26 protein-coding genes are annotated in these 25,492 nt (G+C 73.2%); 9 read left to right on the forward strand and 17 right to left on the reverse strand.

Annotation, left to right across the window (positions count from 1 at the left end; genetic code table 11):
- A partial coding sequence (locus PV350_RS18380) for a hypothetical protein (RefSeq protein ID WP_500334880.1) occupies positions 1 to 360 on the reverse strand: 360 nt, incomplete at its 3' end.
- A gap of 494 nt (positions 361 to 854) precedes the next feature.
- Positions 855 to 1,508 (reverse strand): substrate-binding domain-containing protein, encoded by a 654-nt coding sequence (locus PV350_RS18385; RefSeq protein ID WP_500334881.1) that lies wholly within the window; start codon positions 1,506 to 1,508, stop codon positions 855 to 857.
- An 81-nt stretch (positions 1,509 to 1,589) separates the two neighbouring features.
- On the opposite strand from PV350_RS18385, the gene PV350_RS18390 reads away from it, so the two are divergent.
- Positions 1,590 to 1,790, forward strand: a complete 201-nt coding sequence (locus PV350_RS18390; RefSeq protein ID WP_500334882.1) for a hypothetical protein — start codon at positions 1,590 to 1,592, stop codon at positions 1,788 to 1,790.
- 104 nt (positions 1,791 to 1,894) lie between these two features.
- Entirely contained in the window at positions 1,895 to 2,068 is a 174-nt protein-coding gene (locus PV350_RS18395) for a hypothetical protein (protein ID WP_499509072.1), read from the forward strand.
- 239 nt (positions 2,069 to 2,307) lie between these two features.
- On the opposite strand, the gene PV350_RS18400 is transcribed toward PV350_RS18395, so the two are convergent.
- The 5 genes from PV350_RS18400 to PV350_RS18420 all read right to left on the reverse strand — a co-directional run bounded on the left by PV350_RS18400 (position 2,308) and on the right by PV350_RS18420 (position 7,631).
- On the reverse strand, positions 2,308 to 2,688 hold the full coding sequence (locus tag PV350_RS18400) for a thioesterase family protein (protein WP_500334883.1): 381 nt from the start codon (positions 2,686 to 2,688) through the stop codon (positions 2,308 to 2,310).
- 83 nt (positions 2,689 to 2,771) lie between these two features.
- The gene (locus tag PV350_RS18405; RefSeq protein WP_500334885.1) at positions 2,772 to 3,146 is read right to left on the reverse strand and encodes a DUF488 domain-containing protein; all 375 of its coding nucleotides are present in this window, start codon (positions 3,144 to 3,146) and stop codon (positions 2,772 to 2,774) included.
- 101 nt (positions 3,147 to 3,247) lie between these two features.
- A complete protein-coding gene (locus PV350_RS18410) occupies positions 3,248 to 5,608 on the reverse strand; it encodes an ATP-binding SpoIIE family protein phosphatase (protein ID WP_500334887.1) in 2,361 nt (786 codons plus the stop codon).
- A gap of 117 nt (positions 5,609 to 5,725) precedes the next feature.
- A complete protein-coding gene (gene murQ, locus PV350_RS18415; protein ID WP_500327614.1) occupies positions 5,726 to 6,622 on the reverse strand; it encodes an N-acetylmuramic acid 6-phosphate etherase in 897 nt (298 codons plus the stop codon).
- Between the two features lie 58 nt (positions 6,623 to 6,680).
- A complete protein-coding gene (locus tag PV350_RS18420; protein WP_499509067.1) occupies positions 6,681 to 7,631 on the reverse strand; it encodes a MurR/RpiR family transcriptional regulator in 951 nt (316 codons plus the stop codon).
- Positions 7,632 to 7,836: 205 nt separating this feature from the next.
- Here PV350_RS18420 and PV350_RS18425 point away from each other — a divergent pair, with 205 nt between their 5' ends.
- The 4 genes from PV350_RS18425 (at position 7,837) to PV350_RS18440 (ending at position 14,600) form a co-directional block, all read left to right on the forward strand.
- Positions 7,837 to 8,832, forward strand: a complete 996-nt coding sequence (locus PV350_RS18425) for an N-acetylglucosamine kinase (protein ID WP_499509066.1) — start codon at positions 7,837 to 7,839, stop codon at positions 8,830 to 8,832.
- Between the two features lie 8 nt (positions 8,833 to 8,840).
- A complete protein-coding gene (locus tag PV350_RS18430; protein WP_499509065.1) occupies positions 8,841 to 10,427 on the forward strand; it encodes a sodium:solute symporter in 1,587 nt (528 codons plus the stop codon).
- An 85-nt stretch (positions 10,428 to 10,512) separates the two neighbouring features.
- Positions 10,513 to 11,691, forward strand: a complete 1,179-nt coding sequence (locus PV350_RS18435; RefSeq protein ID WP_500334889.1) for an anhydro-N-acetylmuramic acid kinase — start codon at positions 10,513 to 10,515, stop codon at positions 11,689 to 11,691.
- 50 nt (positions 11,692 to 11,741) lie between these two features.
- A complete protein-coding gene (locus PV350_RS18440) occupies positions 11,742 to 14,600 on the forward strand; it encodes an FAD-binding and (Fe-S)-binding domain-containing protein (protein ID WP_500334891.1) in 2,859 nt (952 codons plus the stop codon).
- Between the two features lie 9 nt (positions 14,601 to 14,609).
- On the opposite strand, the gene PV350_RS18445 is transcribed toward PV350_RS18440, so the two are convergent.
- Positions 14,610 to 14,978 (reverse strand): hypothetical protein, encoded by a 369-nt coding sequence (locus PV350_RS18445; protein WP_500334893.1) that lies wholly within the window; start codon positions 14,976 to 14,978, stop codon positions 14,610 to 14,612.
- A gap of 318 nt (positions 14,979 to 15,296) precedes the next feature.
- Between PV350_RS18445 and PV350_RS18450 the strand changes: the two genes are divergently transcribed.
- A complete protein-coding gene (locus PV350_RS18450) occupies positions 15,297 to 15,752 on the forward strand; it encodes a hypothetical protein (protein WP_500334894.1) in 456 nt (151 codons plus the stop codon).
- 45 nt (positions 15,753 to 15,797) lie between these two features.
- Here PV350_RS18450 and PV350_RS18455 read toward each other — a convergent pair whose 3' ends face one another.
- A complete protein-coding gene (locus PV350_RS18455; protein ID WP_500334896.1) occupies positions 15,798 to 16,955 on the reverse strand; it encodes a serpin family protein in 1,158 nt (385 codons plus the stop codon).
- 143 nt (positions 16,956 to 17,098) lie between these two features.
- Here PV350_RS18455 and PV350_RS18460 point away from each other — a divergent pair, with 143 nt between their 5' ends.
- Entirely contained in the window at positions 17,099 to 17,317 is a 219-nt protein-coding gene (locus PV350_RS18460; protein WP_499509059.1) for a hypothetical protein, read from the forward strand.
- Positions 17,318 to 17,446: 129 nt separating this feature from the next.
- Here PV350_RS18460 and PV350_RS18465 read toward each other — a convergent pair whose 3' ends face one another.
- The 7 genes from PV350_RS18465 to PV350_RS18495 form a co-directional block, all read right to left on the reverse strand.
- A complete protein-coding gene (locus PV350_RS18465; protein ID WP_499509058.1) occupies positions 17,447 to 17,980 on the reverse strand; it encodes a GNAT family N-acetyltransferase in 534 nt (177 codons plus the stop codon).
- Between the two features lie 207 nt (positions 17,981 to 18,187).
- Positions 18,188 to 18,628: an ATP-binding protein gene (locus tag PV350_RS18470; RefSeq protein ID WP_500334899.1), complete on the reverse strand. Its 441-nt coding sequence runs from the start codon at positions 18,626 to 18,628 to the stop codon at positions 18,188 to 18,190.
- Positions 18,629 to 18,772: 144 nt separating this feature from the next.
- Positions 18,773 to 19,222 (reverse strand): SRPBCC family protein, encoded by a 450-nt coding sequence (locus PV350_RS18475; protein ID WP_499509056.1) that lies wholly within the window; start codon positions 19,220 to 19,222, stop codon positions 18,773 to 18,775.
- A gap of 175 nt (positions 19,223 to 19,397) precedes the next feature.
- Entirely contained in the window at positions 19,398 to 20,438 is a 1,041-nt protein-coding gene (locus PV350_RS18480; protein WP_500334901.1) for a hypothetical protein, read from the reverse strand.
- A 336-nt stretch (positions 20,439 to 20,774) separates the two neighbouring features.
- Positions 20,775 to 22,655 (reverse strand): transketolase, encoded by a 1,881-nt coding sequence (locus PV350_RS18485; RefSeq protein ID WP_499509054.1) that lies wholly within the window; start codon positions 22,653 to 22,655, stop codon positions 20,775 to 20,777.
- A 128-nt stretch (positions 22,656 to 22,783) separates the two neighbouring features.
- Positions 22,784 to 22,951 (reverse strand): hypothetical protein, encoded by a 168-nt coding sequence (locus PV350_RS18490; protein ID WP_499509053.1) that lies wholly within the window; start codon positions 22,949 to 22,951, stop codon positions 22,784 to 22,786.
- Between the two features lie 37 nt (positions 22,952 to 22,988).
- Positions 22,989 to 23,345, reverse strand: a complete 357-nt coding sequence (locus PV350_RS18495; protein WP_499509052.1) for a PRC-barrel domain-containing protein — start codon at positions 23,343 to 23,345, stop codon at positions 22,989 to 22,991.
- Between the two features lie 214 nt (positions 23,346 to 23,559).
- Here PV350_RS18495 and PV350_RS18500 point away from each other — a divergent pair, with 214 nt between their 5' ends.
- Complete coding sequence (locus PV350_RS18500) at positions 23,560 to 24,978, forward strand: RtcB family protein (RefSeq protein WP_500334904.1); 1,419 nt, start codon at positions 23,560 to 23,562, stop codon at positions 24,976 to 24,978.
- Between the two features lie 43 nt (positions 24,979 to 25,021).
- Here the strand turns inward: PV350_RS18500 and PV350_RS18505 are convergent, their stop codons facing one another.
- Entirely contained in the window at positions 25,022 to 25,465 is a 444-nt protein-coding gene (locus PV350_RS18505) for an archease (protein ID WP_499509050.1), read from the reverse strand.
- Positions 25,466 to 25,492 lie beyond the last annotated feature (27 nt).

Raw genomic sequence — 25,492 nt, forward strand, 5'->3', positions numbered from 1 at the left:
CAGCTGCTTGTCGAGCGTCCCGGCGCTGACGTAGGGCAGGACGGCGTCGGGGTACACGTAGGTGGCCCCGTCGACGACCGCCCGGTGGAATCCGGTGGTCGTGCCGTTCGCACCTTGGAAGGACCGGACGGTGGTGCCGTCGGCGGCGGTGCCGATCGTCACCTTGTCGCCGGTGATGAGGGTGACGGTGTGCGTGCCGCCGTTGCCGGGTGGCCGTTGTGCGGCGCCGGCGGCGGGCCCGCGACCGGCGGGGTCCGCGGATACGGCGGCCGTGGCCGGTATGACCCCGAGTGCCAGGGCGGCGACCACGCCGAGCGTGATCGCCCCGGACCTGGTCCGGGGGATGTGAACCGTGGGCAAGGAAACTCCTCAAGCCATGTGAAGAGTGGACGGCCATTGATCTTCGAGGCGTCCCCGTCTCCGCTCAAGGGCCTGGGGCGTCGCTCTTGTGCCATGGCACAGTTGTGTCATCACGAGGCCGCCCGAACGCCGTCGTGTGCCGACAAGACCCGCTATGACCGGGAGTTCGGGGACACGGCCGCGGGCAGCTTCGTGCGGTGCCGGATCCATCCGGTCCGGCCGCGTGGATGGCCGTGGACGTACGCGGAGGGCAACGTCACCAGGCCCCGGCCACGTGCCGCGGAGCTTGGTGGCCCGTCAGGAATGCCCAGGGACGGCGACGTTGGGGATCCACCGGTCCCGGGCCTGCCGGCGATCTCCGGGTGTTCTCGGCCTCCGGAGTCGACTTGACCGCAAGGACGACCGCGAGGTGCTCCGGCCGTTCCCTGACGTAATCTCACCTACGGTGCCGGAGCCGCATGTTGTCGCACCCAGACGGGCAACGGCGCCGCCCGTCACCAGTCGCGGGCCGCCTCCAGGAGCCGTTCGCGTACGGCGGTGACCGGCGCACGGGCGGGCGCGCCCGCCCGTGAGACCAGGAAGCCGGTGTTGATGGGCGGGTCCTCCGGCGTCAGCAACTCCACCAGCGCGCCGGACGCCAGCTCCGCCTCGCACAGGTAGCGGGGGAGCACCGTCGCACCCCCGCCTGCGACGACGGCGGCGAGCACCCCGCGCAGGTCCGGGACGACGACGGCGGGCCGGGCGGTCAGACGCGTACGGAAGACGTGGCGCCAGTAGCGGCGCAGGATGGGCAGGTCCTCGGCGTACGCCACCAGCGGGACCTCGCGCAGCGGGCCGGGGTCGTCGCAGGTGAGCTGCCCGATCCCGGCGGCCCATTCCGGCGTCGTCACCAGGACGAACTCCTCGTCCATCAGCGGGACGGCGGCCAGGGAGCGGCCGCGCGGCCGCACCGCCGACAGGACGAGATCGAAGCGGCCGCCGTGCAGGCCCTCGAGCAGGTCCTCGGCGAGGCCGGTCGTGATGCGCAGCAGGACACCCCGGGCCGCCAGCGGCGCGAGGACGGGCAGCGCCCGGACGGACACCATCTCACCCGCGACCACACCGACGTCGCCGCCTACTGCCGCTCCAAGCTGGCGCTCATCTGCCACAGCCTCGACCTCGCCGATGAACCTTCCGGCACCGGCATCACCGTCAACAGCGTCCACCCGGCGACCTTCATGCCCACCGCCATGTCCCGGCGCTCGGGGATGGACGTCGTCGACTCCCTGGAGCAGGGCGTCGCGGCCACGCGGCGCCTGGTCGACGCCCCCGCGCTGGCGGGCGTCACAGGCCGGTACTTCGAGGGCGAGAAGGAAGCCCGGGCGGCCGCCGAGGCCTACGACCCGGAGTACCGCCGGCGCCTCGCCGCGGTGACCGCGTCGCTGCTCTGACCCGGTCGGCCCGCCGGTGCCGGGGTCGTCCGCCCGGCAGTGGTCGTGGTTTCGACGCCCGCCCCACGGGCACGCGCCGGTTGAGAGGCCGTGGAGGTGCCGAGATGAGCGCCGGAGAGAAAGCCAAGGCGAAGATGGAACAGGTCGTCGGGAAGACCGTGCGGAAGGCGGCCCACGCGGTGCACAAGGAAACGCTCGCGGCCAAGGGCGCCGCCCTCGAATCGCGCGGCAGGATGCGGGGCGCGAAGGAGAGGACCAAGGACGTCTTCAAGCACTGACGACCAGCCCTGACGAAGCCGTCGGGCGGTGGCCGCAGCCCGGTCGTGCCGTCCGGCCGGATGGCGCAGGGGCTCGGTGCTGCTCTTGCCGGCGAGCCGTGTCGAGGGACTGAGGCCCGCCGCCTTCGACCGCAAGATAACCAGCGACACGTATCTGAGCCGGGCGGGGGCCGCGGCCGGCGGCTTTCACGCCGCAGCAGTTCCCGGACCGGCTCCCGTGCCGAGGTACGCCCGCCGCGTCAGGACGGCTCGGCGGGGTGCTCCGGATCGAGGGCGGCCGCAAGGAAACGTTCCCTGTCGACGACGGCCCGGTCGATCTCGCCCGTCGCGACGAGCCGGCCCCAGTCGTCGACGGCCCGCACCCGGAAGGTGAGGCGCCGGCCGGTGGGGGAGGGCGGAGGCTCGGCGAAGACGTCGACCTTGCCGCCGACCGGTGTGGCGCGGACGTGCTGGATCCGCAGTGCCGTTCCCACCGTCGTCTGGCCCGCCGCCGTGAAGGGTGCCGCGGCGTGCACCGTCTCCGCCTCCAGCCAGGCGACGAGCTGCGGCGTGGACAGGACGGGTACGTCGCCGCTGCCCACCGTCGTCGCGGTGTCGGCATCGGTCACCTCGTAGCGCATGCCACCAACGCTAGTACCGTCACCGCCCTGCTCCGCGGCAGCCACGTCCGGCCGGACCTCCAACTCGACGGCGGGGCGGGCGACTAGCGCCCCGCGGGCCCCGCGGAGTCCAGCCACCGGGCGAGCACCGCCGCCTCGCTGTGGTCGACGTCCTTGGTGGCGGTGAGCAGGGTGACCTTGTCGTGGGCGGCGAGGTCGCGCAGGTGCTCGACGGCCGGCCGGTGCTCGGGGTCCTCCAGTTCGGCGAGGTACCGCTCGCGGAACTCGGCGAAGCGTTCCGTGTCGTGGTGGTACCAGTGACGGAGGTCGGCCGACGGTGCCACGTCGCGGAGCCACTCGTCGAGGTGGGCCCGCTCCTTGCTCACGCCCCGGGGCCACAGCCGGTCGACGAGGACGCGTTTGCCCTCCTGGGACGAGGCGTCCTCGTAGATCCTCCGGTAGCCGAACCGTCCGGCCATGGCCGTCGTCACCTTCCCCGGTCGCGGTACCCCCGCGATCTTCACTCTATCGGCGGTGCGGCGCCGCGGCCCGTCCGGAAGGGCGGCGGCCGCGGCCGGGCTCAGCCTGCCTGGTCCAGCTGCTGCTCCGACCAGATGATCTTCCCGAGTTCCGTCGGCCGGCTGCCCCAGCGGGAGGACAGCTGCGCCACCAGGAAGAGTCCGCGGCCGCCCTCGTCGAAGGTGCGCGCCCGGCGCAGGTGAGGGGCGGCGTTGCTCCCGTCGGTGACCTCGCAGATCAGCGAACGGTCCTTGATGAGCCGCAGGCGGATCGGGGCGCGTCCGTGCCGCAGGGCGTTGGTGACCAGCTCGCTGACGATGAGCTCGGTGGCGAAGGCCCGGTCCTCCAGCCCCCAGGCGGCGAGTTTCGCGGTCGTCCCCTCGCGTACCGCGGCGACGGCCGAAGGATCGGCCGGCACGTCCCAGTGGGCGACGTCGGCCCCGTCCAGCGCGCGGGGCCGCGCGACGAGCAGCGCGGCGTCGTCGCTGCCGTCCCCGGGCGGCAGGGCGCCCATGATGTCGTCGCAGACCGCCGTGATCGAGGACGTGGCCGTGGCGAGGGACGTCTGGAGCCTGGCGATCCCCTCGTCGAGGTCCTGGTGCCGGGATTTGACCAGCCCGTCGGTGAACAGGACGAGCAGGCAGTCCTTGGGCAGGGTGACCTCGGCCGACTCGAACGGGAGCCCCCCGAGGCCCAGCGGAGGTCCCTCCGGGAGTTCCACCCGGCTGCTCGTGCCGTCCGGCAGCACGAGCAGCGGTTCCACGTGGGCGGCCCGGGCCATCCGGCACCGGCGCGAGACGGGGTCGTACACCGCGTAGAGGACCGACGCCCCGACTTCCGGATCGGGGGCGTTGGCCTCCGTCTCCTGGTCCAGCCGGTTCACGATGTCGTCGAGGCGGGTGAGCAGTTCCTCCGGCGGGAGGTCGATGTCCGCGAGGGTACGCACGACCGAACGCAGGCGTCCCATCGTCGCGGCCGCACGCACCCCGTGCCCGACGACGTCGCCCATGACCAGGGCGACGCGTGCGCCGGACAGCGGGATCACGTCGAACCAGTCGCCGCCCACCCCCGCGGCGAGGTCGGCGGGCCGGTAGCCGTAGGCGGCGTCGACCGCGTTCTGGGCGGGCGGTTCCCTGGGCAGCAGGCTCTGCTGCAGCGTCAGGGCGGTACTGTGCTCGCGCTGGAAATTGCGGGCGTTGTCGACCGAGATGGCGGTCGTGGCGGCCAGTTCCTCGGCGAGCAGCAGGTCGTCGGAGTCGAACGCCGTCCCGAGGCGCAGGAACGTCACCACCCCCAGGGTGCCGCCCCGGGCCGTCAGCGGCACGCAGATGGCCCCTCCGCGCGCGTCCCGGTCGAAGCCGCCCTCCTGCCCGGCCCAGGCCGCGGCCTCGTGCGGCAGGTCGACCCGTACGGCCCTGCGCTCGGCCAGGGCACGACCGGGCAGGGACCGGCGGTCCACCACGTGCCAGGAGGGTGAGGGCGGGGGCAGCGCGCGGCCGCTCGCCGCCGCGAGCCGGACCTCCACCGGGTCGCGGGAGGCCGCACCGCGGGCTCCGAGCGCCTGGGGCAGCAGATGCACCATGGCGACGTCGGCGAGGTCGGGCACCGCGAGCTCGGTGAGCTCCTGGGCCGTGCTTCCCACGTCGAGCGAGAGACCGATGCTGCGCCGGGCGTCGTTGAGGAGGATCAGGCGCCGGCGGGCCCAGAATTCCGCGGAGTTCTCGCGTGCCATGGAGCACAGGCCCACCACGGTGCCGTCCTCGTCCCGGAGGGGGTCGATGTGGAGGGCCCATTCATGGGGTCGCTTTTCCCCGGGCACCTGCTCGTGGGTGACGACGTACTGCGTCGTTCCGGTGTCCCGGGCGCGGCGGAGCGCCTCCTCGACGGCGTAGTGCTGGCTGTCGGGGGTGAGGATCTCCGTGAGCCGGCGTCCCCGCATGCGGTCGACGTCGGCGTTGAAGAGCCGGCAGGTGAGTTCGTTCGCCCACTGCAGGCGCAGTCCGGGCGACCACACGACGATGGCGGCGGACGACTGGGACCAGGCCCGCTCCAGCATGCCGCCGCCGCGGTCGTCGTCCGCCGACGGACCGGACGGCCCGCTGACGAACCAGACGGTGGACCTGCCGTCGGCGGACGCCGGCCGGATCAGGACCTCCACCTCCACGGGACGGCCCGCCTTGTCCCGGAGCACGGCCCGGTCCTCCCAGCGGCGGCCGGTCAGGCCGATCGCCAGGGCCTGGCGCGCGTCGTCGTCGGCGAGGTCCAGCGCGGGCCGGCCGATCACCTCGTCCCTGCGGTAGCCGAGGATGCTCTCGGCCCCCGCGCTCCAGCCGTCGACGCGTCCCTCGGGGTCGACGGAGATGACCGCCCCTCGGTGCGCTGCCGGACCCCGGTGTGTGCCCCCCGATTCCGCTCCGTGCATATGCAGATCGTCTCGTCCATGGCCATGGGCGAGGAGGCTCGCCCCCTCAGGGGAGAACCGCTGCGATGGGCGGCAGATTCCCCTGTGCCCGTGACGGGCCCGGGGCCGGGCCCGGGATCAGGCCTGGCCCGCGGCGGTGCGGGTGTCGCCGTGGGCCTGCTCGATGCGCCGGGCGGCCTCCTCGGCGGTGGCGCCGGTCAGCAGCATCACGATGGCCGTCTTGGCGTGGCCGCCCGCGGCGCTCAGGGCCTCTGCGGCGATGTCGGGGTCGGCGCCGGTGGCCTGCACGACCATGCGCCGGGCGCGGTCGACGAGCTTGTTGTTGGTGGCGCGCACGTCGACCATGAGGTTCCCGTAGACCTTGCCGAGGCGGACCATCGCGGCGGTGGAGAGCATGTTGCAGACCATCTTCTCCGCGGTGCCGCCCTTGAGCCGGGTGGAGCCGGTGAGGATCTCCGGGCCGGTGGGCACCTCGATCGGGACGTCGGCGTAGCGGCTGACGAGGGCGTCGCGGTTGCAGGCCACGGAGACGGTGACGGCGCCCCGCGTCGCGGCGTGCTTGAGGCCGCCGATGACGTACGGGGTGCGGCCGCTCGCGGCGAGGCCGACGACGGTGTCCCGGTCGCCGACGCCGATCTCGTCCAGGTCGGCGATCGCCCTGGCGGGCTCGTCCTCGGCACCCTCGACGGCGACGATGAACGCGCCCGGGCCGCCGGAGAGCAGGCCCACGACCTGCTCGGGCGCGGTGCCGAAGGTCGGCGGGCACTCGACGGCGTCGAGCAGGCCGATGCGGCCGCTGGTGCCGGCGCCGAGGTAGATCAGGCGGCCGCCGCGGCGCAGGGACTCGGTGATGGCCTCGACGGCGGTGCCGATCTCGGGGAGTGCCTCGCGGACGGCGAGGGCGACGGTCTGGTCCTCGGCGTTCATCACGGACAGGAGTTCGGAGACCGGCATGCGGTCCAGTTCGGCGGTCCGCTCGTTGCGGGTCTCGGTGCCGAGTGTGCTGAGGTCCACGGCGCGGTCGTCCTTTCGGTGGTGCTGGTGGTGCCGGGGTGTGGTGCGGGGCCGGCGGTCAGTCGTCCGCCGGGGTGCGGCGCTGTGGCTGCGGGCGCCTGCGGCGTTGCACGGCCCCGTAGGTCTTCTGCAGCGCCGCGGTCGTGGCGTCGTAGGAGCGCTGGGCGACGCCGACGAACAGGCAGTCGATCACAGCGAGTTGGGCGATCCGGCTGACGGTCGCGCCGGACCGGAAAGGGGTCTCGCGGGCGCAGGTGGCGAGCACCAGGTCGGCTCCGTCGGCCAGGGTGGAGCCCGGGACGTTGGTGAGGGCGATCGTGGTGGCGCCGCGTTCTGCGGCCGCCTGCAGGGGCTCGACGGTGTCCTCGGTCTCCCCGGAGTGGGAGATGGCCAGGGCGACGTCGCCGGGGCCGAGCAGGGCGGAGGCGGTCAGGGCCGCGTGGCGGTCGGTCCAGATGAACGCCATGTGGCCGATGCGGTGCAGCTTCTGGTGCAGGTCCTGGCCGACGAAGGCGCTGGCGCCGACGCCGAAGATGTCCACGCGCCGGGCGCCCGCGACGGCGTCGACGGCGCGGCCGAGCGCCTCGATGTCCAGTCCGGCCCCGGAGTCCTCCAGGGCGCGGACCTCGTTGTAGACGATCTTGTGGACGATCTGTTCGAGGGTGTCGGTGGCGCTGATGTCGGTGCCCGGGGTCGGGCGCTCGCCGCCGAGCGCGTGCTCGCGGGCGGCGGCCGCGGCCAGCGCGAGCCGCAGTTGCGGGTAGTTGCCCAGTTTCATCGTCCGGCAGAACCGCATGACCGTGGCGACCGAGGTGGTGGCGCGTTCGGCGAGGGCGCTGATGGACAGCTCCGCCGCCTGCGCCGGATCGGCCAGGACGGCTTCGGCCACCCGTCGTTCGGAGGGCGCCAGGCCGGGCAGGGCCGCGCGGATGCGCGCCAGGGTGTCGCCGCCGGTGGCGGACTCCTGGGCCGGCTGCGCGGCGGTGCGGGTCGGGTCCTGGGAGGCCATGGATGGGTTCCCTCCTGAGTGGGTGGCCTCAGCGTAACCACGCCCCGTCGGTTGCGTCAAAAATTTACGTGATGCATTTCGTGAAGTTACTTATTGACATACGGACGTCTGCCTTCCGATACTCGCTGCACCGCGATCCGCGCCGGTCACCGCCCACCGTGACCACCCGACGTGCCGGATCCCGTACGACACGAGGGCGTGCCGCATGACAGCAGCAGTGGCTGTGGACCTGGGGAAGACGGGCTGCCGTGCCGTGCTCACCGGCACGGACGGCACCGTCGGTCCCGTCCACGAGGTTCCGGGGGCCCCGGGACTCGCTGCCGAGGGCGGCGTCGAAGCGGCGCGCGCCGCCGTGCGTGCCGCCGTCCTGCCACTGATCGAGGGGTACGCCCCGGGCCGGCTCGCCGCTGTCTGCGTCGGCGCCGCCGGAGCGGCCGCGGCCCCGGAGGCCGCCCGCACCCTGGCCGAACTGCTCCTCCAGGACCTGCCCGCGGACGAGGTCGCCGTCACCAGTGACGCCGTCACCGCCCACGCGGGCGCCCTGGGCGGCCGTACGGGCGTGGTGCTGGCCATCGGCACCGGCTCCGTCGCCATCGGCATCGGCGAGGACGGCTCGTACGCCCGCGTCGACGGCTGGGGGCCCTGGCTCGGCGACGAGGGCAGCGGCGCGTGGATCGGGGTGACCGGCCTGCGGGCCGCACTCCGCGCCCACGACGGACGCGGCCCGGACACCACGCTGCTGGCCGCCGCCACCCGGCGCTTCGGCGACCCCGACGCGCTGCCCGCGGCCCTCGCGGCCGGCGGCAACCCCGCCCGGACCGCGGCCTCCTTCGCCCCGGACGTGTCCCACGCCGCCGCATCGGGTGACGCCGTCGCCGGGGTGATCGTCCGGGACGCCGCCACCGCACTGGGCGAGGCCGTGCTCGCGGCCGCCGCCCGGATCACCGGGGAGGTCCTGCCCGTCACCGTCACCGGCGGGCTGACCGGCCTCGGCGAACCGCTCATGGCACCGCTGCGCGCGATGCTCGAGGGCTCCGCGCCACCGCTGAGTCCGCGGCCCCCGCTCGGGGACCCGCTGGACGGCGCGCGCCTGCTGGCACGGGACGCCACCGTGCCGCACGAACCCCACGTCGTCCGAGTCCGCCGGACGACGTCACCCACTGTCCCCACCACGCCGGTGATCCCGCCGGCCGCTGCTTAGGAGCGAGCGTGCGTCAACTCGACCTCGTCGTGATCGTCGTCTATCTGATCGCCATCGCCTGGATCGGACTGCGACTGGCCGGACGGCAGAAAACGGCGAAGGACTACTTCGTCGGCGAAGGGCACATGCCCTGGTGGACCGTCTCCTTCTCCGTGGTGGCCACCGAGACCAGCGTGCTGACCGTCATCAGCGTGCCCGGCGGCGCCTACAGCGGGCAGGGCTTCGGCAACGTCGAACTCGCCCTCGGCTACGTCATCGGCCGCGTGGTCGTCGCCACCGTGCTGATCCCCCTGTACAAGCGCGGCGGCTTCGTCAGCGCCTACCAGTACCTGGGCAGCAGATTCGGGTTGAAGCTGCAAGGACTCGCCTCGGTGACCTTCGTGTTCACCCGCCTCCTCGCCGAGGGCGTCCGCCTGTTCGCCTCCGCGATCCCGATCAAGCTGCTGCTCGACGAGTTCGGCGTGCACGCCGGTTACCGCCTGATCATCATCGTCCTCACGGTGATCACCGTCGTCTACACCTACCTCGGCGGCATCAAGGCGGTCATCTGGACCGACGCCATCCAGATGGGCCTGTACCTGGGCGGTGCCATCCTCGCCATCGCCGTGCTCTCCGGCCACGTCGGCGGCAGCGGCTTCTCCGACGCCCTGCACTCGGGCCACTTCAAGCTGTTCGACACCAACTTCGACCTGGCGCACGTCCTCACCAGCCCGTTCGCCCTGCCGACCGCGATCATCGGCGGCGCCATCTTCGCGATGGCCAGCCACGGTTCCGACCAGCTGATCGTCCAGCGCGTCCTGGCCACCCGCTCGCTGCGCGACGGCCAGAAGGCCATGATCGCCTCCGGTGTCTTCGTCACCCTCCAGTTCGCCGCCTTCTCGCTCGTCGGCGCGCTGCTGTGGTCGTACAACAAGGGCAAGAGCTTCTCCGAGCTGGGCCTGCACAGCTCCGACAACCTCTACCCGAACTTCATCCTGCACGGGCTGCCCGTGGTGATCTCCGGCCTGCTCGTGGCCGGCATCCTCGGCGCGGCGATGGGCTCCCTGTCCTCCGCGCTGAACTCCATGTCCAACTCGACCGTCGCCGACATCATCCACAGCTTCTTCCGCAGCACCCCGTCGGAGGAGTCGCTGCTCAAGCTCGCCCGGGTGATGACGCTGGTGTGGGCCGTGCTGATGGCCATCTTCGCCTGCGCCTTCAGCACCAGCACCGGCAACGTCTACCTGACCGGCCTGACCATCGCGGGCTACACCTACGGCGCGCTGCTCGGCGCCTTCCTGCTCGGCCGGATCATCAGGCGCGCCAACGAGGTCGACGCCGTCGTCGCGTTCCTGGTCACGGTCGGCGTGATGACCTACATCGTGCGCTCGGTGAAGATCGACGTCACCGTGGCGGGCGCGACGGTGCCGACCGCCATCGCCGCCCAGTGGCTGGTGCCGATCGGCGTGCTGATCACCCTGGTCATCGGCGGTGTGATGAGCCTGTTCCACAAGGCCCCCGAGGTCCGCGAGGTGCGTGAGGTCGAGCTGACCGACGGCGGCCCCGAGTCCGGTTCCGGCTCCGGTCGTGTCGCGGCGGGCGCAGGCCTCGAGTGAGGACCCCCGGGGTGGGGACCGCCGACGGGCGGCCCCCACCCCGGGCACCGCACGACCGCCCCGGAGACCACAGTTGGGAGAAGCCATGCGCGTGATCGGCCTGATGTCGGGCACCTCGTACGACGCCATCGAGGCGGCCGCCGCCGACCTCACCCTGGACGGCGAGACCCTGCTCATGCGGCCGCTCGGTCATCTGTCGGTGCCCTACGCCGACGACCTGCGGGACCTGATCAGCGCGACCCTGCCGCCCGCGACGACGACCACCCAGGCCGTGTGCGCGCTGGACACCGGCATCGGCCAGGCCTTCGCCGACGCCGCAGCACGCGCGCTCGACGAGCTGTGCACGGGCGCCGCCGACCTCGTCGTGTCCCACGGCCAGACGATGCACCACTGGGTCGAGGACGGCACCGTCCGCGGCACCCTGCAACTGGGCCAGCCGGCCTGGATCGCCGAGGCCACTGGGCTGCCGGTGGTGTCCGACCTGCGCAGCAGGGACGTGGCCGCCGGCGGCCAGGGCGCCCCACTGGTCGGGATGACCGACACCCTGCTGCTGCGCGGGCTGCCGGGAGTGCCCGCCGCGCTCAACCTCGGCGGCATCGCCAACATCACCGTCGTCGCCCCCGGCGCCGAGCCCCTGGCTTTCGACACCGGCCCCGCCAACGCCCTGCTGGACGCGGCCGTACGCCACTTCACCGGCGGCGCCGCCGCCTACGACGAGGACGGCCGCCGCGCCGCGGCCGGACGCACCGACCCCGACCTGCTCAAGGTCCTCCTCGACGACCCCTACTACCGCAGGCCCGCACCGAAGAGCACCGGCAAGGAACTCTTCCACCTGCCGTACCTGCAGCGGGCCCTGGCCGCCGTGCCCACGCCCGGCACCGACGACGTCCTCGCCACCCTGACCAGGCTCACCGCCGTCACCGTCGCCGACGCCTGCCGGGCGCAAGGGGTCACCAGCCTGGTCGTGTCCGGCGGAGGCGCCCGCAACCCGGTGCTGATGCGCATGATCGGCGAGGAACTGCCCGGCGTGACGCTGCGGCCCAGCGACGACCTGGGCCTGCCCTCCGACGCCAAGGAGGCCCTCGCCTTCGCCGTGCTCGGCTTCCTCACCGTCAACGGCCTGCCCGGCACCCTCACCTCCGGGACCGGCGCCCGCCGCGCCACGGTGCTGGGCAGCATCACCCCCGGCCTGGCCCCGCTGCGCCTGCCCGAACCCGCCGCACAGCCGCCCCGCCTGCTGCGGATCACCGGCCCCGACCGCTGACCGTCCGCCGCCGCCGCGTCGTACCCTCGTACCGTCGTACCCGAGGAATTATGAGCACCTCCGCCGCCACCCCCGCCACCACGTCCCGCACCGCCGACCCCGGCCCGGCCGCGTGGCTGACGGCGTGCGTGGCCGACCCCTCCCGGGTCTCCACCGACGTGCCCCGCCGGGTCGCGGCCGCCCACGACGCCTCGCCGTACCTCTTCACACCGCAGGCCGTGGTGCGCGCCGCCTCCACCGCCGAGGTCGGCGCGCTCATGGCCGGGGCTCGCAGGGCCGGGATACCGCTCACGCTGCGCTCCGGCGGCACGAGCCTGGCGGGGCAGGCCGGCGGCGACGGCGTCCTGGTGGACGTCCGCACGCACTGGCGCTCCGCCGAGGTCCTCGACGAGGGCCTGCGCATCCGGCTGCAGCCGGGACTCACCGTGCGCCAGGCCAACGCGCGGCTCGCCCGGCACGGCCGCCGGCTCGGCCCCGACCCGGCCAGCGAGAGCGCCTGCACCATCGGCGGGCTCGTCGCCAACAACTCCAGTGGCATGAACTGCGGCACCCAGGACAACGCCTACCGCACCATGGAGTCGCTGCAGTTCGTGCTGCCGTCCGGCACCGTCGTCGACACCGCCGCCCCCGACGCGGACGCCGCACTGCGCGCCCACGAGCCCGGTCTCCACGCCGGGCTGCTGCGGCTGCGCGACCGGGTCCGCGCCTCGGCCGCCTCCCGCGCCACCATCGAGCGGCTGTTCGCGATGAAGAACACCATGGGGTACGGGCTCAACTCGTTCCTCGACCACACCGACCCCGCCGACATCCTCGCCCACCTGATGATCGGCAGCGAGGGCACCCTCGGCTTCGTCGGCGAGGCCGTCTTCCGCACCGTCCCCCTGCTGCCGCACACCGCCACCGGCCTGCTGATCCTGCCGGGCCTCGCCGAGGCGACCGACGCCCTGCCCGCGCTGCTGGCCGCCGGCGCCCGCACCGCCGAACTCCTCGACGCCGCCTCCCTGCGCGTCGCACAGCAGGCCGCCGACCCCGTCGAGGAACTGCGCGGGCTGCGGGTGGATCGGCACGCGGCCCTGCTGGTGGAGTTCGCCGAGGACAGCGCCGAAGCGCTCGACGCGACCGTGGCCGCCGCCCAGCCGGTCCTGGACCGGCTGCCCGCGGTCACCGGGTCCGCGCTCACCCGCGACCCGGCCGTCCGCGGCCGGCTCTGGCACCTGCGCAAGGGCCTGTACACGGCCGTCGCCGGGGCACGGCCGGCCGGGACGACCGCGCTCCTGGAGGACATCGCGGTCCCCATGGAACGGCTGACCGGCACCTGCGAGGGCCTGATCGGCCTGTTCGACCGGTACGGCTACCAGGACGCGGTCATCTTCGGACACGCCCGCGACGGCAACCTGCACTTCATGCTCACCCAGGACTTCGACACCCGCGCCGAGACCGAGCGCTACGCCCGCTTCACCGACGCGATGGTCGACCTCGTCCTCGACGCCGGTGGCACCCTCAAGGCCGAGCACGGCACCGGCCGCGCCATGGCCCCCTTCGTCCACCGCCAGTACGGCGACGAGCTGTACGAGGTCATGCGTGAGCTGAAGCGCCTGTGCGACCCCCACGAGGTCCTCAACCCCGGCGTCCTGCTGACCGACGACCCGGCCGCGCACCTGCGCGACCTGAAGAGCGTGCCCGCGGTCGACCCGGCCGTCGACGCGTGCGTGGAGTGCGGCTACTGCGAGCCCGTCTGCCCGACCGCCGACGTCACCACCACGCCCCGGCAACGCATCGCCCTGCAGCGCGAGATCGCCCTGGCCACCGCCGCCGGCGACGAGGAGCGCCGCCGCGCCCTGGAGGCGGACTACGCGTACGCGGCCGTCGACAGCTGCGCGGCCGACAGCCTGTGCGTCACCGCCTGCCCCGTCACGATCGACACCGGCGCGGTCATGAAGCGCCTGCGCGCGAAGCGCCACAGCCCCACCGCCCAGCGCCTCGGCAACACCACCGCCCGGCACTGGGGGAGTGCCGTCACCGGAGTGCGCGCCGCCCTCAACACCGCCCACGCGCTGCCCATCCCGGTCACCCGCGCCGCCACCGGCGCGGTCCGCAAGCTCGGGGCGACGGAGCTGGTGCCCACCTGGTCCGGCGACATCCCGCGCGGCGGCCCGGCCCGCCCCGCCCCCCGGCACCCCGAAGGGGCACAGGCGGTGTTCTTCGCCGCCTGCATCGGCAGCGTCTTCGCCCCCGAGGGAGACTCCGGCGGCGCGGCCGGCGCCTTCCTGCGGCTGAGCGAACGCGCCGGCGTCCAGGTCACGGTGCCGGACGGCCTGACCGGCCTGTGCTGCGGCACGCCGTGGCAGTCCAAGGGCTACACCGACGGCCACCGCACCATGGCCGGACGGACCCTTGAGGCACTGTGGCAGGCCAGCGACGGCGGGCGGCTGCCGGTCGTGTGCGACGCCTCCTCCTGCACCCACGGCCTCGAGCAACTGGCCGACACCCTCCCGGAGTCCGACCGCGCCCGGTTCTCGGCGCTGCGCTTCGTCGACAGCGTCGCCTTCACCGCCGAGCACCTGCTCCCCGCGCTGCCCGCCCCGCGCCGCATGGGCACGATGGCCCTGCACCCCACCTGCTCCACCGTCCACCTGGGCATCGACGCCGCCCTGCGCCAGGTCGCGGCCGCGGTCAGCGAACAGGTCACCGTCCCCGACAACTGGGGCTGCTGCGCCTTCGCCGGGGACCGCGGACTGCTCCACCCGGAGGTCACGGAGTCCGCGACGGCCGCCCAGGCGGCGGAGATCACCGCCGGGACGTACGACGCGTACGCCTCGTGCAACCGCACCTGCGAGATGGGCATGACCCGCGCCACCGGCCGCCCCTACCGGCACGTCCTGGAACTGCTGGACGAGGCCACCGCCTGACGGGCGGGCTCAGTGCCCGCCCGGCCCCGGCAGGCACGACCCGTCCGCGGTACGCCCGACCACCTCCGCGTGCGCCTTCCCCGTGCCGTCCACGGCGCCGTTGACGCAGACCCGTCCCTCACCACCGCCCACGAGCACATTGCGCAAGGGGTCGAAATCATCGCCCTGCACCTCGATCTGAGTGGACGTCAGAACCAGGGCCCGTGCCGCCGCCGTGCACAGTGCCTCCTGCGAGGTCCCAGAGGCCGCCAGTTCCGTCAGCGTCGCCGCCAGCGCCGCGGCCTTCGGCGCCCCCTGCCGCTTCTGCTCCTCGGTGATCGGCAGGGCACTGCGGTAGGCGTGGTTCTCCGCGACCCGCTGGTTCCAGTCGAGGGTCATGCACGGCGAGGGCTCCGCCGGCTGCGCCTCCGGCGGCGGACAGAGGCCCTTCCCCGCGGGATCCGGCCCCCGGCCCCTGGACCGGCGGCCGGACCGGCGCACCCGGCGACGGTGACCGCGAGCAGGACCAGCGCCGGTGCGCCGGCGTAACGGCGTCGAGTTTGCGTCACGTCGTGATCATGCCACGGCGCACGACCACGCTCTCCGCGGCGTCGCCACCGGCTCACCCGGCGCTTCGCGGGTGACCTGGCGGGTAGACATCGTGGCCCGAGGGCATGACGTCCCGCGGGGGCGGACAGCGCGTGGGGGTGGGGACCGATGGCCGATCGTACGGACGTCCTGCTGGAACTCTGGAAGGACCAGCGCGCGCAGGCCCTTCAGTCGGAGAACCAGCGGGCCGCACTGACCAACATCGTCATCGTCGTCGTCGCGGCCGGGCTCGGATTCCTCGCGCAGAAGGAGCACTTGCGCACCGGCGACCTCTGCGTCACCGTGCCCATGGTCCTCCTGGGCGTGTACGGCACCCTCACGTGCTGGAAGTACCGCGAGCGGACCAGCCTCCACAACCGGCAGATACGCACGCTGTACGCCGCGATCGCAGACGAGCACCCCGAACTGGGTCTGCGGCGCGTCAAGTCCGAGCCCTACGCCCGCCACGAGGCCAGGTTCGCCCGCACGGCGAGGATCCGCCTCTACGTGCTCTGGATGGGCCTGCACATCGGGGTCGCGGTGGGAGGGGTGTTCCTGAGCGTGTGGATCGTTGCCGCCCAGTGACGGCCCGATCGGCGTGCGCCGCGGGGCCGGCGGCACGGCCTTGCGTCACTCGTCCTCCGCGTCCCAGTCCTCGCCGGGGAACCGAGCGTGCACCCACCCCGCGTTGAGCACCAGCCGGGAGGTCCGGTGCACGGCCAGGAAGCCGATCGGCCCGGTGAACTCGACGGCGACGCGTTTCGTCGTGGACGGCGGTATGCCCAGCGCCACGGCGCCGAACGCCGTGACCGCGGCGGAACGGTAGCCCAGCGCGCTGAAGGCGGCCGTGACCGTCTGCCCGGCGGCGCCCACGACCAGCGGCTCGCGGCTGATGCCGGGGAAGTGCCCCCGGGAGGGGTCCGCTGCCGAGGCGAGCCCGAACAGCCCGGCGTGAGTGAGCAGATCGTGGTGAGCCGTCACCTCGAACGGCACCGCGGTCACCGACAGGTACGGCTCGCGGTCCCAGCTGTGCACGCGGGACACCGTGACCCCGGGACCGGGTGCCCCGTACGGAAGCCGGTCCCCGGGGACGGCCGGGTACGTGCGCTGCAGTGCGCCCACGCCCGCCGCAAGCACCTCGCCACCCGCCACGTCCTCCTCACCGCGCAGCAGGTGGACGTCGATCCCGCCCGTGCCCACCACCTTCAGCACCGTCACCCGTCCGCACGGCGCCTCCACCACCTCGGCACGGTCCAGCAGCGCGGTGGTGCGGTGGAGGACCCCGCCGTGGTTCCGGAACGGCCGGAGCCAGTCGGTCCTGACCGTCAGAGCGCCGGCCAGTACCAGCTCCGACTCCGCGTTGAAGGGCACCGGCATCCTCGGGATCAGGCCGCCGGAGCGCTTGTCGGCCCAGGCGTCCAGCGCCCCGCCGTCGGCGGCGACGTCGCCGCTCAGCACTCCGTGCGAAGCCGGTGGAAGCGCGCCGACCCACCCGGGTTCCAGCGGCAGCGAGGCCTTGCTCCACAACCCGATCGCGGCGGCCACGCCCGGCAGCCCGTCCAGGCGCGCCAACAGCCGTCCCGCTGCCTCGGCGGCCTCACCGGACCCGATCCCCGTCGCCCGCTCCAGCTCGTCCCGCGCGGCACCGTCCGATCCTGCCGCCAACAGGGCCAGCAGCGGCCACACCCCTGCGGCGGAGAACACCGTCTCCTCGCTGTGCCGCAGCGCCTGGCCCGCCCACCCCACGGTCAGCGCGTTGACCGCGCGGACCGTCGTCGCCTCTCCCATGACCCGTGATCATGGCAGCGCGCCCTCCCGGCGCCAACCGGGTTTCCCGCAAGCTCAAATGAGGCTCAAGCGGGAGGGACAAGCCACCACTCCGCGGATACGATGCAGGTCACGTAGCTGTTGACACACGGGGGAGAGCTGCTGTGGTCGAACTCGGGATCCTCTTGCTCCTGCTCGCGTCCTTCGTGACGTACCTGGTCGTCAAACTCCTGCGGCGCAGCAACCGCCGCACGGAGAACGTGGACGGCCTCCTCATCGAGCAGGCCCGCCGTGAGCAGGCCCACGCCGACCGTTGGACGTACAACTCGGCGTCCGTGCACAACGCTCCGCTCACCCACTCCTCGGACCCGTTCCACCCCTGACCGGCGGTCGCGGCGGACCAACCCACAGCAGCGCCGTCAGGGGAAATCCCCTGGCGGTGCTGTCAGTTGGGGCTGTTATTCTCCAGCGGCTCGTGCCACGCACGATCACACAGAGGAGGTGCAGGACCATCACGTGGTTGCAACTCGTGGCTCGGCGTTGACGAAGCCGAGCCGTCGGTTCATGCCGATGGCCGATGCGTTGTCAGGGTGGTGGAAGGTCTGCAGCCAGTGGGTTCCGTGAGAACGCGCGAAGCCAATGGCCAGGAGCTTCATGGCCAGCGAGATTCCCCTTCCCCGATGGCTGGCCAGCAGCCCGGTCATCTCGCTGAGGGCGTGCCCTTCGGGTTGGAGCGACGTGGTTGCCATGCCAACCCATGACCCACCGTCCAGGGCAAGGACGACACCTTGGGGATCGTAGGTCGGAGTCTCGATGCGCTGGGCGAGGTACTCGTCGAACGTGTAGAACTCCCCCCGCTCCGGGATGTCGGCGGAGCACGTCTTGTTCAGGTCGTAAAGCGCACGCCGATGTTCAACCGTGTCGCCGACAGCTGCCATGGTCGTGAACTCGATGCCAGCCTGCTGGCAGCGTCGGAGGTACGGTTCGAATCGGGCATCGTCGAACGCATCCAGGTCGAGTTTGAGCCGAACCCACTCGACGGCCACGAGGGCACCTCCAGGATCACCAGCCTGAACACGTTCTCGAAGCCTATCGATCAAGGACACGTCACATCACAGTAGGCGAACGTTGCCTGATGCGGCACTAGCCCTTTCCCGGCCCCACCCGGGGCACGCTCCTGCCCGTGGCCCTACCGTCCGGTACGGCGGGGCCACGGCCGTGCCGTGGACCCTGCGCCATGAGGTGACAGGGTTTCAGCGTGCCGGCTCCTCATCGGGGCCGGCCGACTTCCCGCCGGGTGGTGTGAAGCAGGCCGTGATCGTCTTGCCGTGGTGCTGGGCGTGCGTGTGCCAGTGGTCGGCGAGACCGTCCACGATGGCGAGCCCGCGCCCGCCGGTGGCCTCCGCGTCGGCGTCGCACGGGGTGGGCACCGTGTCGTCGTCATCGTGGACGCTGACGTGCAGGCAGCGGCTGTCCCAGGTGAGGACGACCTCGGCGTCGCTGTGGGCGTGGACGTGCGCGTTCGTGACGAGCTCCGACACGGCCAGCAGGATGTCGTCGACCGTGCCCGGCGCGTCCTTGGTCCAGTCCAGAGTGGCGAGGTGCTGCCGCGTCCACCGCCGGCCGGCCCGCACTCCGCCGGACACCGGGAACGACCGCGCCCAGCCGACGGCCTTCATCGAGGAGTCGGCCATCGGAGAGCTCCCTTCTGCTCATGGGTGGCAGAAGTACGCCTACCCCGCCTGCCGCCGCGCATCGCGGTGCTAACGGACGGCGCGGGTCCCGGACACCGATCGGCGTCCGGGACCCGCGCGTCGGGCTCGCTCCAGGCGGCGCCCCTACACCTCACCACGCCAGGAGCCGCTCTCGATGCCGCGGGCCTCGATGTACGCCTTGAAGCGCTTGAGGTCGCCCTTGGCCTGGCGCTTGACGACGCCGAGCTTGTCGGCCACCGTGTCGGCCACGCCGTGCGGCTCGTGCCGGAGTTGCAGCATGACCTTGGTGTGCCGGTCGTCCAGGCGGTGGAAGGTCACGACCCCCGCCTGGTGGACGTCGCCGCCGACCGTGGTCCAGGCGACCCTCTCGTCCGGGATCTGCTCGCTGATCTCGGCGTCGAACTCGCGCGTCACGCCGTCGACCTTCGCGACCCAGTGCGTCAGGGTCGGCGTGCGCTGGTCGATGCGCTCCACGCCCTCCATGAAGTGGGGGAACTCCTCGAACTGCGTCCACTGGTTGTACGCCGTCGTGACCGGCACCGCGACCTCGACCGACTCCTCAACCGTCGACATGCGCCCACCTTTCGGGTCGGCATCCGCTTCGGGATGCAGGGTCCTTCTTCTCGGTGGTGGCGCCTGCCCGAGCCAGATGGCGCCAAACAGCGCTCCGGGCACGGCCGCCCGGGCCCGCGGGCGGCATGCGAGGGTCCCCGCCGTGGTGCCACGGCGGGGACCTCGTGGAGCCGGCTCAGACGGCGGCGCGGGTGCGCTGCTTGGCTGCGCTGATGACGTCGGGGCGTCCGCGGTGCTGCCGCTCGTAGTCCATGGCCTGCCGGGCCTGCAGCGGTTCGGCGCCGCGCAGCCGCGCGGTGATCTGGTCCGGGCTCATCGTGTCGTAGCCGGGCCAGGGCTGGTTGGCGCGCAGGTTCTCGATGGCGTTCAGGATGCCGACCCGGTCGCCGTGCTCCCGTTCGTAGTCCTCGATGACGGAGAGGTCCGCCTGCGAGAAGATGCGCAGCCGCTGGATGATCTCGGCGACGGGGAGCCGGTCGTAGTCCGCCAGCGGGAGGTCCACCTTCCGGGCCACGGGGGCGTGGGCCTTCCCGGCCGGGCGCGGTGCGTCGGCGGCGGGACGGGGCGCCGGCTGCCCGGCGGTCCAGACGGCCTGGAGCCGTTGGGCGGTCGTGCGGAGCGTCCGGACGGCGGCGTCGGCCAGACCGGCCGCACCGTGGGCGTGGTGGCCGTTGCCGGCCGCCGTGGTGGCCACCGCCAGGGCCTGTTCCTCGACGCTGGACTCCAGGTCGCGCAGCAGTTGCTCGTCCTGCCGGCGCAGCGTGGTCAGCAGCGCGGCGGCGCGGTCGTCCTGGGCCAGGGTGGCGATGCTCTCGGCCGCCCGGCAGGCCGCGAGGGCCCGCGCGGTGGCGGTGTACTCGGCCTCGGTGTTCCTCAGCAGCTGGTGCTCGTCGGCCTGCCCGCGCCCCGGCAGGACGCCGCGGACCATGCGGGTGCCGATGTGCAGGGGCGCCATGGCCGTGTGGAACGCGCCCGCCGACGCCGTCCGGACCATCTCGGCCGTGTCCCGCAGGAGGTGGCGCGGCCGCATCTCACGGACGTGGGTGTCGATCCGGGCGATGTGGTGCTGGGTCTGGGCGGCATGACGTTCCAGGGTCTGCCGATGGGGACCGACGGGGGTGACGGCCATGTCGGTCCGGAACCGGTCGACCACCGCGGCGTGTGCCTCCCGCACATCCTCGAGCGCGGGTATGAGCGCATCCGTCGTCAATGTCATGCCTGCTCCCTCGTGGGGTGACGTGGCGGCCGTGAAGGCCGCCCTGGCGTGCGGCGGCGCCGCCGGGTGGGGCGGGCACCGGGACCAGCGTGGGCGAAGCGGAGGAAGATCGCCCGGCGAGGCGGGCTCGTCGCACGCGGCGCGGCGCGGCGGGCCGGGGGCGCGTGTCAGTGCCCGGCGCCGGTCCCCGGGAACTGCGCGGCGGTGCCCCGGCCGGCGCTCCGGTTAGCCCGTACAGGTGACGCGGCGCGTCGAGCACGGGCCCGCGCCGGTACGGCGGCGGCCGCCGTCACCCGTGACGGCGGCCGCCGGTGCTCGTACCCGTCGGGGCGGGGGTCATCCCGAGGTCAGACGCCTGGCCGCCTCGGCGATGTGCGTGCGGGAGATGCCGGCGGCGTCCAGGAGTTCCTCCGCGGTGCCGGAGCCCGGCAGGTCACGGACGGCCAGGTGGGCGAAGGCCGGCCCCTGGCGCCGCGCGGCGAGGGCGGACAGGACGGCCTCGCCCAGGCCGCCCTCGGGGTGGTGGTCCTCGGCGACGACGAGGGCGCCGGTGTCGCGGGCGGCGCGCGCGAGGGCGTCGGCGTCCACGGGCTTGACCGAGTACAGGTCGATCACGCGGGCCGCGATGCCGTCGGCGGCCAGCGCGTCGGCCGCGGCGAGGCACTCGTGCAGGGTGACCCCGGCGCCGACGAGGGTGACCCGGTCGTCGCCGGACTGGCGCAGGGTCTTGGAACCGCCCACGGGGAAGGTCTCGTCGGGTCCGTACAGGACGGGATAGGCCCCGCGGGTGGTGCGCAGGTAGGAGATGCCGTCGAGGTCGGCCTGGGCCGCCGTCAGCGCCGCGGCGGAGGTGGCGTCGCTGGGGTAGAGCACGGTGGAACCGTGGACCGCGCGCATCATCGACAGGTCCTCCACGCCCATCTGGGAGGGGCCGTCGGCGCCGATCTCCACGCCGCAGTGACTGCCGGAAAGGGCCATCGAGATCTGCGAGATGGCCGCCATGCGGATGAAGTCGTGGGCCCGGGTGAGGAAGGCCGCGAAGGTCGCCGCGTACGGGCGGTAGCCGCGCACGGCCATGCCGACGGCCGAGGCGATCATCTGCTGCTCGGCGATGTACGTCTCGAAGTACCGGTCGGGGTAGGCCTTGCCGAAGTCCTCCGCGTGCGTGGAGTTGCCGACCTCGGCGTCCAGGACGACGACGTCGGGGCGCGCACCGACGGCGACGAGCGCCTTGCCGAAGGCGACCCGGGTGGCGACCTCCTCCCCGAGCCGGAAGCGCGGCAGTTCCATGGGCGTCGTCGCGGCCATCGGCGGGCGCGGCGCGGCCTCGGGCGGCCGCGGGCCGCGGACCGTCAGGTGACGCACGCCCCCGAGTTCCTCGATGGCGTGCTCGGCGAGGTCCGGCGGCAGGGGCTTGCCGTGCCAGCCCTCGATGTCGGCGACCTCGGGGACGCCCTGGCCCTTGACGGTCCTGGCGACGATGACGGTGGGCGCCTGCCCGTCCGCCGCGGTGGCCAGCGCCCGGTCGACGGCCTGGAGGTCGTGCCCGTCGACGACGAGGGCGCGGCAGCCGAAGGCCTCGACGCGGCGGGCGTACGCCTCGGTGTCCCACTGCAGTTCGGTGGGGCCGCGCTGGCCGAGCCGGTTGACGTCGACGATGGCGACGAAGTTGGGCAGCAGCCGCTGACCCGCCTTGTCCAGGGCCTCCCAGACCGATCCCTCGGCCATCTCGCTGTCGCCGCACAACACCCACACCCGGTACGGCTCGTGCTCCAGATCGCGGCCCGCCGTGGCGATGCCCACGCCGTAGGCGATGCCCTGGCCCAGCGAACCGGTCGCCACGTCCACCCAGGGCAGGACGGGGGTGGGGTGGCCCTGGAGGCGGGCTCCGAAGGTGCGGTAGGTCGTCATGAGTTCGTGCTCGTCGACGGCGCCCGCGGCGTGGAACATCGCGTACAGCAAGGGAGAGGCGTGTCCCTTGGAGAAGATGAGGTGGTCGTTGGCCGGGTTCTCGGGCTGCTGCCAGTCGTACCGCAGGTGACGTGACATCAGCACGGCCATCAGGTCGGCGGCGGACAGGCTGGACGTCGGGTGGCCCGAGCCGGCCGCGGTGCTGGCCCGCACGGAGTCCACCCGGAGCTGCTGGGCGAGTTCGAAGACCTGTTCCAGGTCGCTGTCGGGCCCGATCGGGCGGGCGGCGGCTTTCTGGTCCGTCATGACGGATTCCCTACTTCGCGCGGAGGACTCTGCGTACCTGATGTCTGCTACCCCGCCCGGGCGCGGAAGTGTGCTCCCCCCGCGGGTTCCGGCTGCACGCAGCCCGTGGCCGGCGCCCCCAGCCGGTCTCAGCGCAGAAGCCCACGGCGCGAACGCCGCCATCTCACAACGACGTACACCAGGTCGAGCACGAGCACGACGACGCCGATGACCAGCAGATACAGCAGACCTTCGGCGACCACGCCGATGAGTCCGAGGACCACGGCCACCAGAAGCAGGAACAGGAAGAGCGCCATGGCCGGGACACCTCCTTGGCGCGGCGGGGTGAGGCGTTCAGCGGCGGGCGAGTTTGCGTTCGCCGCCGGCGCCCGGGTGGTAGGCCATGTCGTAGTACTGGAAGATCTCCCCTTCCTGCTCTGCGGGCAGGACGTCGTCCGTCCCGATGGACGGACCCTTCTTCACCAGCCCCTTGGGCTGGGCGACCTTGACGTAGCCGGGCCCCACGACCGCCTCGTCGAGGGGGACGAAGACCAGTCGCTGCCGCGTGGGCAGACCGGTGCGCACCGTGGCCACCGCCGGCTCGTCGGTGGCGGTGTCGACGTAGATCGCCTCGAGCGCGCCGATCTTGTGCCCCTTGGGGTCGATGACGTCGCGGTCGCGCCACTCGCGGATATCGGCTGAATGGATCATGCGCTGCTCCTCGGTGGAGCGCCGATTCGGCACCGTGCCCCGGCGCGGACGCACCGGGATCACCCTTGCGGGTCGTCGCTTGTGACAGCGCACCGGCCCTTTTCCTCATGCTACGTCCGGAATCCGGATCCGGCCGGGGCTCCGTTTACCGCCGTCCCGCGCGGCAACGCGAAACATAGGGGGCGTTGACCGGCCACCGGCCCCGGAGGCTGTGATGGATGTCGTGGAAGAGGGCCCCTACCGTTTCCGCATCGCTCCGCGGGCGCTGATGCGCGTACCCGGCGTCGTGTTCGCCTCGCGCGACCTGATCGGCCATGCCGAGAAGGCCCTGGAGCAGGTCGTCAACGTGGCGACGCTGCCCGGCATCGTCGGCGCCTCCTACGCCATGCCCGACGTCCACTGGGGCTACGGCTTCCCCATCGGAGGCGTGGCCGCCACCGACGTCGCCGACGGCGGCGTGGTCTCCCCGGGCGGGGTGGGCTTCGACATCTCCTGCGGCGTGCGCCTGCTGGCGGCCGACTGCGACCGGCGGACGGTCGGACCCGCCCTGCCCGCGATCATGGACGGACTGGGCCAGGACACACCCCGCGGCGCCGTCACCGGAGCCGTCTGGCACCTGGGCAGCGACCGCCGGCTGGAACGCGTGCTGACCGGCGGGTCCCGCTACGCCGTGGAGGAGGGCCACGGCGAGGACGGCGACCTGCGGCGGTGCGAGGACGAGGGCACCGTGGCCGACGCCGACCCCGGACAGGTGAGCGCACGCGCCAGGGAACGCGGCCTCGGGCAGGTCGGCAGCCTCGGCTCGGGCAACCACTTCCTCGAGGTGCAGGAGGTCGCCGAGGTGTACGACGAAGCGGTTGCCGCCGCCTTCGGACTCTCGCTCGGCCAGGTCTGCGTGATGATCCACTGCGGTTCCCGGGGACTGGGGCACCAGATCTGCTCCGACCACGTGCGGGCCATGGACCGGACCATGCGGCGGTACGGCATCGAGGTCCCCGACCGGCAGCTCGCCTGCGTCCCCGTGGACTCGCCGGAGGGCCGCGCCTACCTCGGCGCGATGGCGGCAGCGGCAAACTACGCCCGGGCCAACCGCCAGCTCCTCGGCGAGCTGTCCCGCCGTGTCTTCCGCCGCGAGGCGGGGGTCCGTCTGACCCTCGTCTACGACGTGTCCCACAACCTGGCGAAGATCGAGGAGCACGACGTGGAGGGCGCGGGCGCGCGGCGCACCCTCTGCGTCCACCGCAAGGGCGCCACCCGGGCGCTCCCGCCCGGTCACCCGGACCTGCCCGCCGACCTGCGCGGCGCCGGCCAGCCCGTGCTCATCCCCGGCACCATGGGCACCTGCTCGTACGTCCTCACCGGCGTCCCCCGTGGCGACGCCTTCCACTCGACCTGCCACGGGGCGGGCCGGGAGAAGAGCCGGCACCAGGCCGCGCGAGGGGTCAGCGGCAGGGAGCTGCGGGCCCGGCTGGAGGCCCGCGGGATCGCGGTCCGCGCCTCGTCCTGGCGCGGCCTCGCCGAGGAGACGCCCGAGGCGTACAAGGACGTCTCGGCGGTGGTGGAGGCGAGCGAGGGCGCCGGACTGTGCCGCAAGGTCGTCCGCCTGGTGCCCCTGGGCGTGGTGAAGGGTTAGGCCCGCCGTGGACCGCCGCCGTTCGGAGGTCCGCCGCCGTCTTTCAGACGTCGACCGTCGCCGCGCAGGTCCATCCGTACGGGCCGGGCGCCAGGTGGAGTTCGTTGAGCGAGACCGCCTTCGGCACCGCGCCGGTGACCTCGACCGACCTCACGTCGGCCATCGCCATCCGTACGTCCAGCCCGTCGGCGTCCGACTCCGCCTCGACGTCGACGGGCACCTCCCCGTGCACCTCGAGCCGGAAGATGACCTCGTCCAGCAGGTCCGCCAGCAGGTCGTCGTCGGCGGCGTCGGCGACCGGTATCCGCCGCACGCGCGCCGGCCGCACCCCGGCGACGTCCGCGAAGCACTCGACCAGGCCCAGCACCGCCTCGACCAGGCACTGCTCCCTGGTGGGCCCCCACGCCTCTATCCGCACATCGGCGGTGTGCGGCACCGCACGGTGTCCGCCCGCCTCCGGTCCGCCGCCGTACGTCTCGTCCACCATGAGGATCGCCTGCCCGGTTCACCCGAC

It is taken from the genome of Streptomyces sp. PA03-6a, from assembly GCF_033792765.1.
In the GTDB taxonomy this organism is placed as follows: domain Bacteria; phylum Actinomycetota; class Actinomycetes; order Streptomycetales; family Streptomycetaceae; genus Actinacidiphila.

Bases quoted from the DNA above. Each gene is read 5' to 3' on its own strand.
- PV350_RS18390 (WP_500334882.1), top strand. From the start codon at position 1,590: ATGTCCCGGCGCTCGGGGATGGACGTCGTCGACTCCCTGGAGCAGGGC.
- PV350_RS18395 (WP_499509072.1), top strand. From the start codon at position 1,895: ATGAGCGCCGGAGAGAAAGCCAAGGCGAAGATGGAACAGGTCGTCGGG.
- PV350_RS18400 (WP_500334883.1), bottom strand. From the start codon at position 2,688: ATGCGCTACGAGGTGACCGATGCCGACACCGCGACGACGGTGGGCAGC.
- PV350_RS18405 (WP_500334885.1), bottom strand. From the start codon at position 3,146: ATGGCCGGACGGTTCGGCTACCGGAGGATCTACGAGGACGCCTCGTCC.
- PV350_RS18410 (WP_500334887.1), bottom strand. From the start codon at position 5,608: ATGCACGGAGCGGAATCGGGGGGCACACACCGGGGTCCGGCAGCGCAC.
- PV350_RS18420 (WP_499509067.1), bottom strand. From the start codon at position 7,631: ATGGCCTCCCAGGACCCGACCCGCACCGCCGCGCAGCCGGCCCAGGAG.
- PV350_RS18425 (WP_499509066.1), top strand. From the start codon at position 7,837: ATGACAGCAGCAGTGGCTGTGGACCTGGGGAAGACGGGCTGCCGTGCC.
- PV350_RS18435 (WP_500334889.1), top strand. From the start codon at position 10,513: ATGCGCGTGATCGGCCTGATGTCGGGCACCTCGTACGACGCCATCGAG.
- PV350_RS18440 (WP_500334891.1), top strand. From the start codon at position 11,742: ATGAGCACCTCCGCCGCCACCCCCGCCACCACGTCCCGCACCGCCGAC.
- PV350_RS18445 (WP_500334893.1), bottom strand. From the start codon at position 14,978: ATGACCCTCGACTGGAACCAGCGGGTCGCGGAGAACCACGCCTACCGC.
- PV350_RS18450 (WP_500334894.1), top strand. From the start codon at position 15,297: ATGGCCGATCGTACGGACGTCCTGCTGGAACTCTGGAAGGACCAGCGC.
- PV350_RS18455 (WP_500334896.1), bottom strand. From the start codon at position 16,955: ATGGGAGAGGCGACGACGGTCCGCGCGGTCAACGCGCTGACCGTGGGG.
- PV350_RS18470 (WP_500334899.1), bottom strand. From the start codon at position 18,628: ATGGCCGACTCCTCGATGAAGGCCGTCGGCTGGGCGCGGTCGTTCCCG.
- PV350_RS18475 (WP_499509056.1), bottom strand. From the start codon at position 19,222: ATGTCGACGGTTGAGGAGTCGGTCGAGGTCGCGGTGCCGGTCACGACG.
- PV350_RS18480 (WP_500334901.1), bottom strand. From the start codon at position 20,438: ATGACATTGACGACGGATGCGCTCATACCCGCGCTCGAGGATGTGCGG.
- PV350_RS18485 (WP_499509054.1), bottom strand. From the start codon at position 22,655: ATGACGGACCAGAAAGCCGCCGCCCGCCCGATCGGGCCCGACAGCGAC.
- PV350_RS18490 (WP_499509053.1), bottom strand. From the start codon at position 22,951: ATGGCGCTCTTCCTGTTCCTGCTTCTGGTGGCCGTGGTCCTCGGACTC.
- PV350_RS18495 (WP_499509052.1), bottom strand. From the start codon at position 23,345: ATGATCCATTCAGCCGATATCCGCGAGTGGCGCGACCGCGACGTCATC.
- PV350_RS18500 (WP_500334904.1), top strand. From the start codon at position 23,560: ATGGATGTCGTGGAAGAGGGCCCCTACCGTTTCCGCATCGCTCCGCGG.
- PV350_RS18505 (WP_499509050.1), bottom strand. From the start codon at position 25,465: ATGGTGGACGAGACGTACGGCGGCGGACCGGAGGCGGGCGGACACCGT.